Origin of the sequence: Desulfogranum mediterraneum DSM 13871 (genome assembly GCF_000429965.1) — a bacterium.
Classification (GTDB): domain Bacteria; phylum Desulfobacterota; class Desulfobulbia; order Desulfobulbales; family Desulfobulbaceae; genus Desulfogranum; species Desulfogranum mediterraneum.
This window is the reverse complement of the sequence record NZ_KE387004.1, coordinates 383,440-400,827: the sequence shown is the minus strand read 5'-3', so window position 1 is coordinate 400,827 and position 17,388 is coordinate 383,440. Positions and strand designations below refer to the sequence as shown.

Below are 17,388 nucleotides of genomic sequence, written 5' to 3'. Positions count from 1 at the left end.
CTATGGAACGAATAGAAAAGGCAGTTGGGTCCATCCGGCCGCCGGACCAGGTGGTCTATGAACAGGCCCTCGAGCGTCTGGCTGATCAGGCCCGTCCCCAGGGCAGCCTGGGCATGCTGGAGACCCTGTCGGCGCGACTGGCAGCAATCGCCGGTACCCTGGATGTTCGGCTGCAGGAAAAGGTGATCGTCACCTGTGCCGGTGATCACGGGGTGGTGGCCGAGGGGGTGAGTTGCTTTCCCCAGGAGGTCACCCCTCAGATGGTCTACAACTTCGTCCAGGGCGGGGCCTCGGTCAGTGTGCTGGCCAAAGAGGCCGGGGCCCGGGTCAGGGTGGCGGACCTGGGGGTGAACTATGACTTTGAACCTGAGCTGGATATCATCCATGCCAAGGTCGCCAGGGGCACCGCCAACTTCAGCCGGGAAGCGGCCATGAGCCGGGAGCAGGCCATCCAGGCGGTTGAGGCCGGGATCAGGATCGTCGATCAGCTGGTGGCTGCCGGGCCCCTGGACCTGCTGGGTACCGGTGACATGGGCATCGCCAACACCACGCCCTCCACAGCGGTGATCGCCGCCTTTTCCGGGATTCCTGTGGCCGAGCTGACCGGTCGGGGAACCGGTCTCGATGATCAGGGTCTGGCCCGCAAGGTGGAGGTAATCAGTCGGGGACTTGCCCTCCACCAACCTGATCCCGCAGATCCCCTGGAGGTCCTGGCCAAGGTGGGCGGCTTTGAGATCGGCGGCCTGGCCGGCCTGGTGATCGGTGCCGCAGTCCACGGTATCCCGGTGGTCTGTGACGGCCTGATCTCCACCGCCGGGGCCCTGATCGCCTGCGAGCTGGTCCCGGCGGCCAGGGCCTATCTCTTTGCCAGCCATAACTCGGTGGAGGTGGGCCACGCCTTTATGTTGGAACATCTCGGCCTGGAGCCGATCCTGGATCTCAAGTTTCGTCTGGGAGAGGGCACCGGTGCGGCCGTGGCCATGCAGCTTATGGTGGCGGCAACCCGGGTCCTGGCCGAGATCAAGACCTTCAGCGAGGTCGGGATTGTCGACTCTCAGCAGGAGGCAGGGTGAGCGGCCCGTCCCGGGAGTCCGCGTACCTGGGCTTCAGCGAACTGCTCACCGCTTATCGTTCCTCCTTTCTCCTGCTCCAGGTCCATGATGCCGGTCTGTTTGAGCTCATCGCCGAGGCGGGCTCCGGCCTGGAGCAGATCTGTCGGGACCTGGGCTGGGATCCGGAGCTGGGGGAGCGGCTGCTCCAGGCGCTCTGCGGCCTGGAACTGCTCCTGGTCGAGGGGGAGCGTTTTTACCTTAGCCCCTTTTCCAGGGCCTTTCTCTGGAGCGGCTCCAGCCGCTATCAGGGGGCAAGCCTGGCCTTTGAACAGCAGTTGATTGGTTCCTGGCAGACCCTGGAGGCCACCCTGAAGCAGGGCAGCCGGGTCCATGCGACTGGGGACAAGAGTCCGGAGGAGCTGGCGACGGCCTTGGATCGCTATCTGGGAGCCATGGGTGAGGCGGCCAGGGAACGGGCCCCGGAGTTCTGGGCCTGGCTGAGGCCGCCGGAGCGGGGTACCATCCTGGAGATCGGGGCCGGTTCAGGGGCCTTTCTCCAGGCCTTTCTCCAGGTCCATCCCGGCTGGCAGGGGCTCTTCTTTGACCTGCCGGAGGTGGTTGCCCGGGCACGCCGATCAGCCCAGCTCCAGCCGCTTGGAGAGCGGCTCCGTTTTTTCAGCGGCAACTATCTGGAAGATGGCGGAGGGCTGGCAGGGTGCTCTTATGGTGATCAGGCCCCGGAGCTGGTGCTGCTCTCCAACGTGGTCCACTGCCAGGGGCAGAGAGAGACCCAAGAACTCCTGGCCAGGGCCGGGCAACAGCTTGCCCCAGGCGGACTCCTGGTGATCCATGATTTTTTCCGTGACAGCCCAGGCCCCGGGCGGCTCTATGACCTCCACATGATGCTCAACACCTATAACGGCCGGACCTACAGCAGGACCGGCTTCGAGGAGATGCTCCAGGCGGCCATGGGGCCGGGAACCTGCAGCTGGCGGTCACTGGCCTCAGGCTCTGCCCTGGCTGCCTGGGCCGAGGAAGAGGAGGTACTCGATCGCTGGCTGGCCGGTTGAGCTTGGTTGGAGAGATGCGCTCTTGCCTGGCTATCGGTACGCCTTGTACAGGGCCTGGGTGCCCAACTCCCCGTCGCCTGCTGCGGCCAGCCGATCATACATGGACTTGGCCAGGGCCAGTCCCTGGGCAGAGAGGCCGATCTCCTCGCTGGACTCCAGGGCAATGTTCATGTCCTTGATAAAGTGTTTGACATAGAAGCCCGGTTCAAGGTCGCCGGCCAGCATCCGTGGTGCCAGGTTGGAGAGGGACCAGGAACCGGCAGCCCCGGAGGCGATGCTCTCCAGCACGGTCTCGGGTGTCAAACCTGCCTTCTCCGCGTAGACCATGGCCTCGCAGACTCCCATCATGGTGGAGGCAATGGCAATCTGGTTGGCCATCTTGCAGTGCTGGCCACTGCCGGCTGTTCCCTGAAAGACGATATTTTTTCCCATGCAGGCCAAGAGGGGACGGACCTGTTCAAAGGTGTTCCGCTCTCCGCCGACCATGATGGAGAGCGTTCCCTCCCTGGCCCCGATATCCCCGCCCGAGACCGGGGCATCCAGGGCAGCGATCCCGACCTGCCGGGCTGCAGCCGCGATCTTCTCGGCCAGCTGAGGGCTGGAGGTGGTCATGTCGATGACCACGCTGCCCGTCCTGCAGTGGGCCAGCAACCCCTCCGGGCCCAGATAGACTTCCTCCACATCTCGGGGATAGCCCAGCATGGTGATGATAATCTCCGAGTGAGCGGCCACTGCAGCCGGACTCTCCCGCCAGCTGGCACCCCGGTCCAGGAGTTCTTCCGCCTTGGCTTGGGTACGGTTATAGATATTGAGGGGATAGCCGGCCGCCATGAGATGGGAGGCCATGCTCCTGCCCATGACCCCGATGCCGATAAACCCCACCACGGTTTCCTGTGCCTGTAGATTCATTACAGTGACTCCTGATGGCAGTATTGAAAGAAGGAGGGGCTTTTTCGCCTGCTCCTCACAGCTTCTCTCCGTCCCCATACCACAACAGTGGCCAGGGAGGCAATCCCGCAGCCAGACCAGAGCGGTTTTCTCAGCTGGCTGGCAACCGCTTCGGCCGGCAGCAGGGGCGAACAATCTTGAGAAATCTGCCCCAAGGGGGAGCTCCTCCTTGACGGAACTGTTATTTTCGGTACAATGGGAGCCGCTTTGTCACTGCCGGAGAGCAGAGAGCTGTCCGCTGGCAGAGCTACATCTGTGGTGTGTATGGCAGGAGCCGTGGGATAAACGGCAGTCCGGTCGTACGCACACTATTCTCAGGGCGGGGTGAAATTCCCCACCGGCGGTCATGCCCCCAGGGGACGAGCCCGCGAGCGCCTGCCCAAGGCAGGGTCAAGCAGATCCGGTGTGATCCCGGAGCCGACGGTTAGAGTCCGGATGGGAGAGGATAGCGCGGGGGTGGTGCTGTGCGCCCACCTGCCGATACGGTCGTGCGCTCGTGCAACCGTTCTTTGCTCCTATGCGCCCTGGTTCAGCGGTATCACCTAAGGAGAACATACCATGAATCAGTCTTTGACAAGCCTTTTTGGCGACTCGCGTAAGCGGGTCGAAACAGCCCTTGCCGCCCTGCGGGCAGGCCAGGGTGTACTGCTGGTGGATGATGAGGATCGGGAAAATGAGGGGGACCTGATTTACTCGGCCCAACATCTGAGCGCCGAGCAGATGGCCCTGATGATCAGGGAGTGCAGCGGCATCGTCTGCCTCTGTCTGACCGGCGAGAAGGCCGATGAACTGGGCTTAGCGCCCATGGTCAGCAACAACAACAGCCAGAATCAGACCGCCTTTACCATCTCCATCGAGGCCAGGGAGGGGGTGACCACCGGAGTCTCGGCCGCCGATCGGGTGACCACCATCAAGGCCGCCATCGCCGAGCAGGCCAAGCCCGAGGACCTCTGTCACCCGGGCCATGTCTTTCCCCTGCGGGCCCGTTCCGGCGGGGTGCTCAGCAGGCGCGGCCACACCGAGGGCACCGTTGATCTGATGGAACTGGCCGGGCTGGAATCCTCCGGAGTGCTCTGTGAGCTGACCAACCCGGACGGCACCATGGCCAGGCTGCCGGAGATCATCGCCTTTGCCAAGCAGCAGCAGATGGTGGTGCTCACCATCGAGGATCTGGTCCAGTACAGGCTGGAGGGGGCCAAGGCCGCCTGAATCCTTTGCACCATTCCGCCCCCAGGAGACGCCGGTGCGTCTGCCGGGGGCGTTCAGTCCCGTGGCTGGGGATTCTCCCCGGCCTGTTTTCCCTTCACTTCCTGGTCACTGTGCCAGAGAAACTTCCTGCAGATGCCGCGAATCATGCTGGCCTCTTTTTTCCGCAGTCGTATCCTGCTTAGAAACTGACGAATGTTGCGCATCCAGTAGATCCGGTTGGTTTCGTGGAGAAAGGTGACCCTGGTCAGGGCCTCTTCGATGTGCTCGTACATCCCCTCCAGGTCAAAGGAGTTGGCATACTCCTGGGTTCTGTCGGCGGTGAGCCGCTGCGGGCTGGCGGTGTAGAGCTCGTAGCAGTGGATAGCCACGGCCTGGGCCAGGTTCAGCGAAGAGAAGTCGTCGGTGGGGATGGTTGAGCTGTACTGGCAGAGGTCGACATCTTCGTTGGTCAGGCCGGTATTTTCCGGGCCGAACATCAGGGCAAGGTGCTGCTGACCGGCCAGGGGCGCAACCTCGGTCATCACCTGACGGGGGCTGAGCTCCTGGGGACGATGGCGGCCCTGTCTGGCGGTGGTGGCCACGATGCAGTGAAAGGGCTGGGCCGCTTCGGCGGTGGTGGCACAGAGCCGCATGTTGTGGATCAGGTGGGCGGCCTTGTGGGTGGCCATCTTCAGCATCCGTTCCTGATCCGGCGGCCGGTCGCTGACCACGATCAGCTCGGAGATTCCGAAGTTGTAGGCGATGCGGGCAGAGGCGCCGATATTTTCCGGGTATTTGGGATGGACCAGGATAATGGCGGTCCTGGCCGGGGTCTTGTCGTGATGATTCATCATGATGGTTCAGCAGGGGGTCGGTTCAGCAGCGGAGGGCCGAAAAGGATGGGCCTGGCGCGGTGAGGCGGAGAAAAGGGGGAAAGATGCAGCCCCGGCACCAGCCAGGCCAGGCCTGGCTGGTGCCGGGGTCAGAAACGGTCCACTCAGTTGCCGGTGGACTCTTCCAGTTCCAGGTGACGTTTGCCCGGTTTACCTTGGGCCGTGGCAGAGCTGGTGGTCATCCGTTTGAAAAAGGGAATAATGCCCTTTTCCGCCTGTTTGATCTCTTCTTCCGCCTCCTTGAGGGTGATCTGCCAGGCAGGGGCGAAGCCGGGAGATTTTTCAAACATGATCTCGATGGCCTTCTGGTAGACCTGGGTCTGGCGAAGCTCCTGGCGTCCCGGTTTCTGGTTGACGACCTGGACCATGTTGCGGAGGTTGTCGCGTTCCTGCTTGATCTTGTCCAGCTCACCCTTACGGCGTTCGTTTTCCTCTGAGTCGATCTCCAGCTTGGTGTGGAGGTGTTCCCGCAGTTTCTTCAGCTGGCTGTTGAGCTCTCTGATCTTCAGGGTTGCTCGTACCCAGAGAATCAGGGCCACCAGCAGGCCGATGGTGAGTCCACGTAAAAAAGGGTTGCCGATAATGCTGCCGATCAGGCCTGTCTCTTCCATGATATGTATACCTCGAGCTCGGTAAAGATAGCGGCTTGGCTATCGTTGTTAGCGTGATTCAGCTCCCTCTGCCCCGGTAAAGGGGGGAGCCTGGAACATTTTTTTTGTTTGGCGGCTGCAGTCAGAACAGGGCAAGGCTCCTGATTCCCTTGGACCGTCAAGCTGGTTTTTATTTGAAATAGCGCGCTTCGTCAAGAGAAACCAGAGTGTCGGCCGCCGGGCTCTGCCTCTCCTCAGCTACCCGGACCCTTGGCAGGAGCCAGGGAGAAGGTCAGCCGTTTGCTGAGCAGGTCCACCCGCTCCAGGACCACTTCCAGCCGGTCTCCCAGCCGGTGGATGGTGTTGGTCCGTTCCCCGATCAGGCGGTGCCGTTTGCCATCGTGGAGATAATAGTCATCCTCCATGCTGGTCAGGGGCACGGCACCGCTGATGAAGCACTGCTCCAACTCAACAAACATCCCAAAGGAGGTGACCCCGGAGATCAGGGCCGGGAAAATCTGGCCCACCTTGTCCTCCATGAAGAGCACCGCCAGGCGGGCACGAACATCACGTTCCACCTCGATGGCCTTACGTTCAGAGCGGGAGAGGCGGACCCCGGCATCGACCAGTGCGCCCGCTCCTGTGGCCTCGGGCAGGAGTCGGGGGGGCTCGGGGCGGCGCTCAAGAAAGGCCGCCAGGGCGCGGTGGGCAATCAGGTCCGGGTAGCGCCGGATGGGGGAGGTGAAGTGGAGGTAGAAGTCGGCAGCCAGGCCAAAGTGGCCGTCGTTCTGGGGGGTGTATCTGGCCTGTTGCATGGTGCGGAGCAGGAGATTGTTGATCACGTATTCCTCCTCTGTACCGGCGGTCCTGGCCAGGATCTCGGCAAACCAGAGGGGAGAGGGCTCTGCCCTGGGGAGTTCCATGCCCAGGGTCTTACAGACCTCCCGGAATTCTTCCAGCTTGGTGGGGTCAGGGTCTTCGTGGATCCGGTAGAGCACCGGCACCCCTTCCCTGGCCATGGTCTCGGCCACGGCCTCGTTGGCCGCAAGCATGCACTCCTCAATCAGCTGATGGGCCTGGTTACGCTCACTCAGGGCAATGGAGCTAATCTTGTCTTTGTCGATGGTGATGGTGGCTTCCGGGATATTAAATCCCAGGCTGCCCCGCTCCATCCGCTGGCGGTAGAGCAGTTTGCCCAGTTTCTTGGCCTGCTTGAGCATGGGCAGGAGCTCCCGGTACTCCCGGGCCAGGGCCGGGTCCTCCAGGTAGAGCAGCTGGTGGACCGTGGCGTAGGTGAAGCGTTGCCGGCTGCGGATCAGGCTCTTGCAGAAGCGGGCTCCGGTTCGGTGTCCCTGGTGGTCAAAAAAGAGGCTGGCGGTAAAGGCCGGCCGGTCCTCCCGGGGGACCAGGCTGCAGAGGTTGTTGGAGAGCCGTTCCGGCAGCATGGGCAGTACCCGGTCCGGCAGGTAGACGCTGGTGCCGCGGGCGTAGGCCTCACGGTCGATGGCAGAGCCCGGGGTCACGTAGTGGGCCACATCTGCGATGGAGACATGGAGGGTATAGCCCTGGTCCGTGGCCTCGACCGCGATGGCATCGTCAAAGTCACGGGCATCGGCGCCGTCGATGGTGACGTGCTCGATGGCGCGCAGATCGGTGCGGCCCTGGTCGCAGCGCTCCACCGGCTGGAGGCTCTCGGCCTCGTCAAGGACCTTGGCCGGGAAGGAGTCGTGCAGCTCATGGGCCATGATCGCCATCCGGATCTGCACCCGAGGCTCCCAGGGATCGCCCAGGATCTCGATGACCCGCCCTGTGGGGCCGTGGTCATCTCCGCCAAAGTCGGTGATCTCCACCACCACGGCCAGGCCGTCTTCCGCCCCCTTGCTCTCGGTCTTGGAAATGCGCACGGTATAGGGAAGTCGTTGATTGTCCGGGCTGAGAAAGCCGCCCTTGTCGCTGGCGTTGAAGATGCCGCAGAGCCGGGTCACTGCCCGGGTAAGAACCTGGGCCACCCGGCCCTCCCGTCTTCCCCTGGAACGGCCGGTGACGGCCACCAGGATGGTGTCGCCGTGGGCCGCACTGCCCATCTCGTGGGAAGGGATGAAGATATCCTTTTCCCGGCTGTCCCCCTGCAGGGGAGTGGCAAAGCCAAAACCCTTGCTGGTCTGGTCCAGGGTGGCCTTGAGGTACTGGTCCTGGTCCGAGAGGCTGTAGCGTTTATTCTTTTTTTTCAGGGTCCTGCCCTTGGTCAGCTCCTCAAGGGCCTTGGCCAGCTGGGTTCGGTCCTGGCGGGTGAGTCGGAGTGCGGTCTGGATCTCGGGCAGGGCGAGGGGCTGTGGTTGTCCGGCGAGCAGAGCGATGAGTTGTTGTTCCAGAGGAGAGTGGGCTGCCGTTGCCTGCTGTTTGCGGCCCCTGGATCGATGCATACCCCTATTTTTAGCTGATCGGCGTTTTTTATAGTGTGTCATGGAGGACGTCCGGGTTAAGGATTGAAGACGGAAAGGATACGAGGGTGGGGCGAGAATTGTCTTTGTTCGCTACCACCAATCTGCTAGACTGCCCTGCAGGCGTCGTGGGGAGGTGTAGGGGTCAAGCCGGCCTCGTGGTGGTTATTTTGTCTCTTATGAGGAGTCATCCGGCGGGCGATGACTGCAGTGTTCATCCTACCAGATTTCCCTCAAGAATACCAAACAAGGCTGCAGCCAGATCAAGGACCATGCACTATTTTACATTTGATATCCCGGCATACCAGGAGGTGATGCGCGGCTTTATCGGCCAGGGGCCGGAAACCAGGGTCTTTTGGAATGCCCTGGATTTTGCCCTGGAGGCCCACGGCAATCAGTGGCGTCGTTCCGGTGACCCCTATATCATGCATCCCTGCAGCGTTGCCCGTATTCTGGCTGAAGAGCTGGACATCATCGATGCCGAGATCCTGGCGGCAGCCCTGCTGCACGATACCGTGGAAGACGTGGAAGAGGTGAGCAACGAGACCATTCGCGACCACTTCGGCTCCACGGTGGAGGCCATTGTCGACGGCTGCACCAAGGTGACCCACTATTCGGGTGATCGCCAGACCTTTAAGAAACTGGTCCATCGCAAGATCTTCAGCGGAGCTGCGGCCCGGCTGGAGGTGATGCTGGTCAAGCTGGCCGACCGGCTCCATAATCTCCGGACCCTCTCCTCCATGCCCCGTCATAAACGGCAGAAGATCGCAGCCGAGACCCTGGATATCTATGCGCCCCTGGCCACCATCCTGGGCTTGTTCAATATCAAGCGTGAACTCTACAACCTGGCACTGGCCTACAAGTACCCGCGTCAGGGGAGTAAGCTTCAGCAGAAGATCAACAAGCTCCAGAACGATCCCGCAGCCCTGGAGATTATCAATAAGGTCCGGGAGGGCTTGGTCGACGATGGGATTGAGAGCACCCTGACCCTCCGTTCCAAGGGCTTGTGGGGCTACTATGATTACCGTAACCGGATCCTGATTAAGGAGATCGAGACCCCCCAGGAGATCCTGGTGCTGGTCAATCAGCGCAAGGACTGCTACGCAGCCCTGGGAACCTTGAATCTGACCTATCCGCCCATTCCCAGGACCATCCGTGATTTTATTGCCAACCCCAAGCCTTCCGGCTATCAGGGGCTTCATGCCAGGGCCAATATCGCGGGACGCAAGTATCTGTTTAAGATCCGTACCCGGAATATGGCCCGCCGGGCCCAGCGTGGCCTGGTGCGCGAGTGGACCTCAGACACTAAGGCCAGGGGACGGTTTGTCAAGGAGATCCAGGAAATGTTCGACATCCTGGGCAGTGAAGACTCGGTCTCCTACCGGGATCTGATCGCCGCCGGAGGCCGCAAGGAGATCTACACCTACACCCCCCAGGGAGACCTGATCTGTCTGCCGGTGAATTCCATTGTCCTTGATTTTGCCTTCCGGGTCCACACGGCCATCGGTCATACCTGTGTGGGCGCCATGATCAGGAACCGTAAGGCCGGGGTGGATGCCCCGCTCAAGGACGGCAATGTGGTCAAGATTCTTCGTCAGGAGAGTCCGGTCAACTTTGACCGGGATACCCAGAGAAAATGTCAGACCCCCCGGGCCAGGTCGGAACTGGCCAAGACCTTTCGTCTGCGACGTGAGGAGGTGCTCTCCAAGATCGGCTCCTCCATCCTCCATCAGGAGATGCGTCGCTACGGGGTCCCCTTTGAGGTCATCGAAAAAGCGGGGATGAAGGATATTCTGGCCTACTTTAACCTGGAGTCCCTGGACGACCTCTTCCTCCAGTTGGGATTGGGCAGGGTCCGGCTGCGTGAGCTGATCTTTGAGATCCGCAATGGCCTCTATGTGGGCCGGCCGACCCTCTACTCACCCACCGGGGTCTTCAATCGGGTGGACCTGGCCACCCTGGATCCGGTGGTGATGAAGTCTTCGGCCTGCTGTAAGCCCACGCCCCTGGACAAGGGGGTCATCGGCCTGCTGAGTGAACGGGGGATGTCGCTCCATCGCAAAGACTGTGCCCAGCTGCAACGGATCAAGTTCCAGCGGGAAGACGCCATCGAGGTGCGCTGGAAGCTCAAGGAGACCCGGATAGAGAAGCCCCAGAAGGTGATCGTCATGAAGGTCTCGCGCAACCGGCTGTTCATGCTGCTTTCGGTGGCCCCCCAGGAGATGAAGGTGGTGGACATCATCTACCTGGAGCATGCGGCCTCGGTGGTGGGCGACTGGGAGATCAACTTTACGGTGACCAACCTCTACGGTTTAAAGAAGTTCAACCGCCACCTGGCCCGCTCTGCCCTGCGCTATGACTTTGCGCTTGAGATGTGAACCTGGCCCCCTCGATCCTCTTGTTTGATCTTGACAGTCACGTTGTGGTACTTATTTTAAAGGCATGGCCAGGGAAAAGAGCCCTTGGCCATGGGTTGAGTGATCAGGAGTAGCCACTCAGCCGTCACCACCTTCCCCTGAGGCCAGCGGGCGGGTGGTGATCATTCCTTCCTGAGAGGCGTCTGTGTTGTGGGTTCCCTCCTTACCCAGGTACAGACGCCATTTTTTTTGCGCCTGTACTGCCTGTACTACCTGAACCGCCTCTACCGCCTGAAGCGCCGGGATGGAGCGGATGTGCTGGGCCAGCAGGGAAAGAAAGACCTCCCTCTCCACCTCCCTGGCCCCGAAGCCGAGCAAATGCCGGGTGGTCATCTGGCAGTCGATCACTGCCAGGCCAAGCCCGGGAGCATGGTGGACCAGTTGGGCCAGGGCCACCTTGGATGCATCCCTGACCCGGGTGAACATGGACTCCCCGAAAAAGACCCCGTCCAGAGCGACCCCGTAGAGCCCGCCGGCGAGTTTCCCCCCTTGCCAGCACTCGATGGAGTGGGCATGACCCAGCTCATGGAGGCGGATATAGGCCTGCTGCATCTCCGGGGTGATCCAGGTGCCGGGCTCGTCCCGGCGGATGGTCCGGGCACAGGCCGCAATCACCGCAGAAAAGGCGGTATCCGCAGTCAGCCTGAACCGCCCCTGGCGGATGGTCCGGGCCAGTCGCCTGGGCAGGTGGAACTCCTCGGGAAAGAGGACCAGCCGGGGGGCCGGCGACCACCAGAGCAGGGGCTCGCCCTGGCTGTACCAGGGGAAGATGCCGCTTCGGTAGGCGCTCAGCAGCCGCTCCGGCGAGAGGTCGCCGCCCACGGCCAACAGCCCTTCGGGCTCGGCCAGCTGGGGTGGGGGAAAGATCAGTTCCTGGGTGAGGCGGAAGACAGGCATGGGGGTGCTGGGGCCGGGGCTAAGGGAGAGGGGCCAGGTTCCGCTACGGAGCCGGATGTTCCTGGTGGAGGTTCACTGCAGCTCATTCTGCCCGTTGCCAACAAAAAAGGCAAGCCCGAAGGCCTGCCTGGAACTATCTGTGTGGGGGGCAGAGGTGGCGCCAAAAATCCGGACAAGCCCTTAATTGGAAAATCTGCTACCTATAGAGTCCTGAAGTAGGCTCAAAAAGGAGTAGAACAATGACAAAGCGTACCCGAGGTAACACACAGAGGGCCCTTTAAGACAAAGTTAGCAGAGGTCATAAGCGGGGTGGAGTTCAGAGATGGAGTACGAGTTACCGATCAGCCTGACAGGAAAGCTGCCTGACCCTCGTACACCACATTTGACAATGACTCATCGCCGCGGCACGCAAGCGCAATCATGCGCTATCTTGATTGGTATAACCGCAATAAACCCCATTCAAAATTAGAAAAGAAAACGTCCAATGAGGCATATGCCGTAATGCTGCCAACAGTTGAACTGGCAGCGTAATGTGAGTAGAGGCTCCACCTAACAATCAGGAAAAATTGTCTGAACAAGTGAAGCCACCTCTTTTTTTTATATACCTTTCCGGATTAGTGACTGCCTCATTTGCGACAAAATCGCTACCTGCTATCCTTCCTGAGTCCAATACCCCCTAGATCCCGCCGGTCTACTGATCGGTGGGTATATCTCAGTTTATACCAACTACCCAGGTGAACTATTACAAACGATTAGCCTGTTTGTGCCGATAGCCCCTTAGACCGGTCTTACGAAGTATTTTACGGGAAATCGTACTTTGAGAGCGTTCGATATCTTTTGCTATCTGGTTGTGAGGGCACTGCTATTGTCCAGGAGGGAAAAAGATCATTCCCATGTCGTAGTCGTAATTTTCGTCAAAATAGTCCTTAGCCGATGAGTATTTGATTACTTTATCAAACTTTCCCTGGCTATAACCATCCAGCACAATTATTTCGGTGCCGCTTTCACCTTCAACAGCTGCAAGATTGAACGCGTGCCCACCCCCGGAAAATCTAATATAGGCATCCGTCAAAGCCTCAGATACCGGAGAAACCTTGGCTGTTGATTTCAAAGTACCAAAAACGATTCCGTGGCTACCTGGTCCCCCTTCGTTAAGAGCATCAAGCGCACCTTCCAGCGACCCTGGTTGATAAACCCGGATTGATAGCTTATCAGCTTTAGCGGCTTGATTGGCCCAATAAGCACCATCATCATCCGCATAAAAAAATGTTTCTTTAAAACGCAGTCTATCGAAAAAACCAGGAAGTTTTAGGCGGTCTAAATTACCTGTATTCAGATAGTCGGAAATTCTTTCTGCAACTTTCATGCAATTCCCTTCACACATTAGGGACTGATTCATATTTTTGATACGATCAAGCTCGAAGGTAGAAATGAATCTCTCGCCCTCCGCTCTTTGAACAAATGCTGTTCCCTTTATTTTGGCCGCTGTACACTCGTCAGTACCACCTCCGTACAAAAGTGTAGCGACACCTTCTAAAACAGCTAAAACAGTTACTGTCATCAGAATAATTCTACGCATCTAACTGGTCCTCTTTTTGTTGAAACTTTAAAGACAAAATTCCTGCATTTACAATTTCTTGCTAAAAATCGTAGAGTCAAATTTCATAACGTATCTCTACGTGGTAACTCCAGATACCAGATTCCTTATCGTTGTCACGGATAACGCGGTGCTATTAGTTGAAATCCTTTTTTATCTTTGTAGAAGTTAAGGTTCAGGTCTGGGCGTGAGGGTTACCTTTTTGGTTTTCATCGTTGATGAGCAACGATCAAGACCTGTAACCCTCATGTCGATAAACCTGATGTCTGATAAGGTCAAAGCTCATTCGCTCGGTTGCAGTATTACACTTCCGGTAGCTATCCATCTACCATTTATTTTTCTGAATTTATCGCGCATATTCTTCAGTGTTCGATATTCAAGATCTCCGTTGAAAACCATAGTGTGCCAATCTGCATAACAGTCTAAGATTAATTCTGACCCGTCCGGAGCATTGTCGGGCAAAATTAAAGTGCGAGTCCAATGACCGTTTTGTAATTTAATGTATACAGTTTCGACAATGTCAAAATATCTTAATAGCTGTTCAGGGTTATTTTCTAGTTTTCTTATTTGCTCATTGTCACTTATTACAAGGTAGTCTTCAAGGTCGACTGTCCAGGAACCGTAACTGTAGTAGAATTTCGCTGTTTGATTGTTGATAACAGGGTAAATGCTATCACCTAGGTGTATGTTAACCGGATATGTTGATTTTACATTAAGCTCTAGTTCTGTGTTCTCAGGCACATGTGCCGGGAGGACGATATTTTGTGTCCAGTGTCCGTCGTAAGTGTTGATGATAACCTTCCGTGACCAAGAGAAATATTCCAATAGCCTTTGTGAATTGTTTTCCAACTCTTTTATTTCGTGGTTGTTATCTATCGTAAATACATCGTAAACACTGTTTCCGGTTAAACGTATAGACCCAACCTGTTCAAAAAAACCATCAGACTCGTCCCAGTCTGGCCAAGTTAGATGTTCTTTATTTTCAAAACCCGTAGGGGTTAACGAGTAAAAGTGACGTTGATTGTCGGAGGTAAATGAAAAAACATCATCTGCTTCCAGCTGATGATCCTGCCATAGCTGTTCCTGGTAACCTCCTTCTTCTGCGCACACTTTATCCTGCACCATATCTGCAACACCTAAAGCCATGAGATTAACACCAAGCAAATCTCTAAAAGAGTCCTCCAGGAAAGGAACCAACTTGAAATATCTGCTCCCGAATGCATCCTCATGTTTTAGCATCGTGTATACAGCATCCTCAATATTTTTAAAATCACATATATTGTTCAGGCCAAAGTTATCTCCTATCGATAACCCCTTCATGTAATTTTCATGTTTGTAACCGTTAATGCTTGAGAGCTTGCTTATGATATCATCGACATCTCTATTTTCTACCCATTTCATAAATTTTGGAGAAAGTGTATGTTGAAAAAAAGCTCCATCCATATCTTCCATTTTCTGGACGCTCGAAGAACTGTTAATGGTCGACCTTAAGTGGTATAGGTTGTTAAATGGATAGAAGTTATCAAGTTTTTGGTAGTCATTTTCTTTTGCATCGTTTGGCAGGTTGCTCTCAATGTAATCTGCATATAGACCGGAAACAGCAGAATAAAATTGTCCTATATCGATATTGTCAAAGTATATCGAGTTATCTTTTGCATTAACAGCCTCGTCAACAAGCGCACTATACGTATCCTTCCAGTAGGAATATACAGGGTTGTTCATTACTTGATCAGCATGGGTCAATAGTGCTGTACTAGAAAAATATGGGTAAACAATATACTCCAAATATTTATAATAAGTGCGCAAGTCTAAAGCCCCTTGAAAAGATTCGATAATATATCCGTTATTATTTATAGCTCCATTGCATGAAGTCTTATCCTTGTCATCAAGGAACAACTTGAAACGCATAAGGGCATTGAGATCGTTTCTGTTCAATACCTCGTAAGCTGATACCTTATTGTGCCCCAGCCATACCGAAGTCCACATTCTTCTATCATCTTTGTATTGATCAAATAAACTGGTCAGTTTTTCGTACATCTCGTCCATTTTTCGGCTAGCATTGTATACATTTGGATAAAAAGAATAAATGGATGCGTAGAAAAGAGCTGCAGCGTTTGCTTTATTTATCTCGCCAGGTTTATACAGGAAAAATTTATTTTCCTTTGAATTGGCAGGTTCCGTAGGGCAAAACGCTGCTACCTGCGCTAGTAGGTTCGGATTGTCGAGAACGAGGTTCGCGGCTTGCTCTGGGGTCGATCCCGGATAGAGCATCGATAGAAACCATTGCAACAGCGGACTATTAGCGAGACAACGGTCTACTTGTTGCCAAACTTGTTGCCTAGATGGTAAATGCATGAAATTATCCTTTGTAAATACCAACGCATCACCACTTAACAGCTTTGGTAAATACCTATCTAGCTCCATCTCAATAATTTGAGCCTGCTCCTCCTGGTTTAACCCAGATCGGATCTCGTTGTATTGTGCTCTGACTTCAGGATGGGAGTCGTCTTGCAATGTCTTGTAAACAGCTGGATGATTTCGTTTCTTGGAACACCTCTTCGTGAATAATCTCCCCCCCGTGACTTGCCCCCCGCAGAGATCTTCCGTCCATGCCGCCGAATACAAAAACCTTCCTTCCCTAATTTCCTCATCGGTTGCCATTCTATCTAATTCCGCATCCACAAATTCATGCATTGCGCTAGCTGTGAAGTGTTTTTCAAGAGTCTCGTTCGCTTTTATGGCAAATGAGCTACGCGTAATCGCCTCCCACTCTTCCCTGACTTGTCTGCTGATATCGTTCTTTAGTGTCTTTTTTATATCATCTATAGAGGTAATAGCATTGCGTGTCGCCCATTGCCTTTGAATGATATACTCCCTTACAGTGGAGTGGTAATCGGCTGAGCTTGTGACGAAATCAATAAAACTCGGGTACGCTTCATAGTAAATATCCTCGGTTAAACATTTTGCCATCGGAATAGCCAAATTGACAAAATTGTCACCTAGCGGCAATGTTTGGTCGAGACAATATTTCCATCCACTATCCATCATAAATGTATGTATTAAATTTTCACCATTGTCCGGTCCGTCCCCTTCGTCATTGTCCTGTTTATCCAAGTATTGTAGCCAGGAAATTTGGATAGCTTTGTATAGTTCATGGTCATAATGTTCAAATTGGACGTTCAGTGCATTTTCTATGTTGCTTACAGATATTTTATACGCATTGTCATACTGCAGCACAGTTTCATCTATTACCTGACGGGCAGCTTGTAGAAGGTACCTATCTCTATAATTCCTAAAAAAGCCATACCATCTTTTACGATCTGTATCGTAATCTGCCATGGTCCTCTTGGTCGTATCAAACGGATGGCTACTGTGACGTATGCTTGATGCCCTGGCTCTAGTTATCAACTGATCAATAGCTGGACCCCAAAGCTGCATAACCACGCCTATTGGCGAAAAGCTCAATATTGCAGCAGCTTTATCATACGAGGTCGCGTTCTCATCGTTGAATGTGCTTAGCATGAATTGCCCCCACATTACAACATCCGCTGGTCCACCCAAAGTTCCCAGTAAATCGCTGGTCAGAGCCTCTCCTCTTTCTAGTAGTATGCCTTCCGTATCCGACAACAGATTCTTACCAATTTTCTCGACAAAATCTTCGTCACTGCTCACAGGAATTATGGACGATTTGTCAGTCAATGCGTCTGCAGTCTTTGGGTGCGTTTTATTAAACCATTCAAACCTTGCCTTCCCTGCTTCTGAATTTGCTGGTGAGTATGGTGAGTATTCAACCTTGTCGCGATAATTTAATGGGGAATCGTCAAATGCTTTTTCTTCAGACTCGGAAGAGAAATATTTTTTCCTGTATTTTCGCTTCAAGTCATATACACTTTTTTCTCCTAAACTGTCTCCATCTTCGACCACGTCCGTGTTCATGCACATGCCAGATGCGTGCGACTGAACGCTAAATAATAATAAAAAACATAATATGGCGGGTATACCCAGGCCATATTTTCGGTATCGTTTTTTGTTCTTGATAAGCATATAGATGGACCTCCATTTGTCAGTAAGTATCCACCGGCTTTACCGGTGGCTTGAGATTAATGTGTTGCGTCCCGAGTAATTGTATCCCTAGAATGAGTTACCCTTTATTCCGTGTTATAGCTGGCACATACTTTAAGGGGAGTTGAAGCCAGAATAACACCTCATTTTCTCTGTCTGGCTGAGGAACGTAGCCTGATATGGAAATTGAGGTCACTAAGCGAAGCGCGGTAGGTTATAACCCCAGAGGGACC

The 17,388-nt window shown here is 55.3% G+C and carries 11 protein-coding genes and 1 riboswitch; of the genes, 4 read left to right on the top strand and 7 right to left on the bottom strand.

Annotated features, from left to right (window positions below):
* Nucleotides 1-2 precede the first annotated feature (2 nt).
* Nucleotides 3-1,073 (top strand): nicotinate-nucleotide--dimethylbenzimidazole phosphoribosyltransferase, encoded by a 1,071-nt coding sequence (cobT, locus tag G494_RS0116605; protein WP_028585411.1) that lies wholly within the window; start codon nt 3-5, stop codon nt 1,071-1,073.
* Entirely contained in the window at nt 1,070-2,122 is a 1,053-nt protein-coding gene (locus G494_RS0116600; protein ID WP_028585410.1) for a methyltransferase, read from the top strand. Before cobT ends, G494_RS0116600 begins: the two co-directional genes overlap by 4 nt.
* Nucleotides 2,123-2,152: 30 nt before the next feature.
* Here G494_RS0116600 and G494_RS0116595 read toward each other — a convergent pair whose 3' ends face one another.
* The gene (locus tag G494_RS0116595; RefSeq protein ID WP_028585409.1) at nt 2,153-3,031 is read right to left on the bottom strand and encodes an NAD(P)-dependent oxidoreductase; all 879 of its coding nucleotides are present in this window, start codon (nt 3,029-3,031) and stop codon (nt 2,153-2,155) included.
* Between the two features lie 345 nt (nt 3,032-3,376).
* Nucleotides 3,377-3,521: riboswitch (FMN riboswitch) on the top strand.
* 107 nt (nt 3,522-3,628) lie between these two features.
* On the opposite strand from G494_RS0116595, the gene ribB reads away from it, so the two are divergent.
* On the top strand, nt 3,629-4,279 hold the full coding sequence (gene ribB, locus G494_RS0116590; protein ID WP_028585408.1) for a 3,4-dihydroxy-2-butanone-4-phosphate synthase: 651 nt from the start codon (nt 3,629-3,631) through the stop codon (nt 4,277-4,279).
* Nucleotides 4,280-4,332: 53 nt separating this feature from the next.
* On the opposite strand, the gene G494_RS24095 is transcribed toward ribB, so the two are convergent.
* The 3 genes from G494_RS24095 to rnr all read right to left on the bottom strand — a co-directional run bounded on the left by G494_RS24095 (nt 4,333) and on the right by rnr (nt 8,164).
* Nucleotides 4,333-5,112, bottom strand: a complete 780-nt coding sequence (locus G494_RS24095; protein WP_051305789.1) for an RNA methyltransferase — start codon at nt 5,110-5,112, stop codon at nt 4,333-4,335.
* A 143-nt stretch (nt 5,113-5,255) separates the two neighbouring features.
* Nucleotides 5,256-5,762 (bottom strand): LapA family protein, encoded by a 507-nt coding sequence (locus tag G494_RS0116580; protein ID WP_028585407.1) that lies wholly within the window; start codon nt 5,760-5,762, stop codon nt 5,256-5,258.
* Between the two features lie 233 nt (nt 5,763-5,995).
* Nucleotides 5,996-8,164, bottom strand: a complete 2,169-nt coding sequence (rnr, locus tag G494_RS0116575; RefSeq protein WP_028585406.1) for a ribonuclease R — start codon at nt 8,162-8,164, stop codon at nt 5,996-5,998.
* Between the two features lie 290 nt (nt 8,165-8,454).
* On the opposite strand from rnr, the gene G494_RS0116570 reads away from it, so the two are divergent.
* Entirely contained in the window at nt 8,455-10,560 is a 2,106-nt protein-coding gene (locus tag G494_RS0116570) for a RelA/SpoT family protein (RefSeq protein ID WP_028585405.1), read from the top strand.
* 117 nt (nt 10,561-10,677) lie between these two features.
* Here G494_RS0116570 and aat read toward each other — a convergent pair whose 3' ends face one another.
* The 3 genes from aat to G494_RS0116555 form a co-directional block, all read right to left on the bottom strand.
* Entirely contained in the window at nt 10,678-11,496 is an 819-nt protein-coding gene (gene aat / locus G494_RS24090; protein WP_084457001.1) for a leucyl/phenylalanyl-tRNA--protein transferase, read from the bottom strand.
* A gap of 862 nt (nt 11,497-12,358) precedes the next feature.
* A complete protein-coding gene (locus G494_RS0116560) occupies nt 12,359-13,075 on the bottom strand; it encodes a phosphoenolpyruvate carboxykinase (ATP) (RefSeq protein ID WP_028585404.1) in 717 nt (238 codons plus the stop codon).
* A gap of 300 nt (nt 13,076-13,375) precedes the next feature.
* A complete protein-coding gene (locus tag G494_RS0116555) occupies nt 13,376-17,137 on the bottom strand; it encodes a hypothetical protein (protein ID WP_028585403.1) in 3,762 nt (1,253 codons plus the stop codon).
* Between the last annotated feature and the right edge of the window lie 251 nt (nt 17,138-17,388).

Coding starts and splice junctions, on each gene's coding strand:
- cobT (WP_028585411.1), top strand. CDS start 3: ATGGAACGAATAGAAAAGGCAGTTGGGTCCATCCGGCCGCCGGACCAG.
- G494_RS0116595 (WP_028585409.1), bottom strand. CDS start 3,031: ATGAATCTACAGGCACAGGAAACCGTGGTGGGGTTTATCGGCATCGGG.
- ribB (WP_028585408.1), top strand. CDS start 3,629: ATGAATCAGTCTTTGACAAGCCTTTTTGGCGACTCGCGTAAGCGGGTC.
- G494_RS24095 (WP_051305789.1), bottom strand. CDS start 5,112: ATGATGAATCATCACGACAAGACCCCGGCCAGGACCGCCATTATCCTG.
- G494_RS0116580 (WP_028585407.1), bottom strand. CDS start 5,762: ATGGAAGAGACAGGCCTGATCGGCAGCATTATCGGCAACCCTTTTTTA.
- rnr (WP_028585406.1), bottom strand. CDS start 8,164: ATGCATCGATCCAGGGGCCGCAAACAGCAGGCAACGGCAGCCCACTCT.
- G494_RS0116570 (WP_028585405.1), top strand. CDS start 8,455: ATGCACTATTTTACATTTGATATCCCGGCATACCAGGAGGTGATGCGC.
- aat (WP_084457001.1), bottom strand. CDS start 11,496: ATGCCTGTCTTCCGCCTCACCCAGGAACTGATCTTTCCCCCACCCCAG.
- G494_RS0116560 (WP_028585404.1), bottom strand. CDS start 13,075: ATGCGTAGAATTATTCTGATGACAGTAACTGTTTTAGCTGTTTTAGAA.
- G494_RS0116555 (WP_028585403.1), bottom strand. CDS start 17,137: ATGCTTATCAAGAACAAAAAACGATACCGAAAATATGGCCTGGGTATA.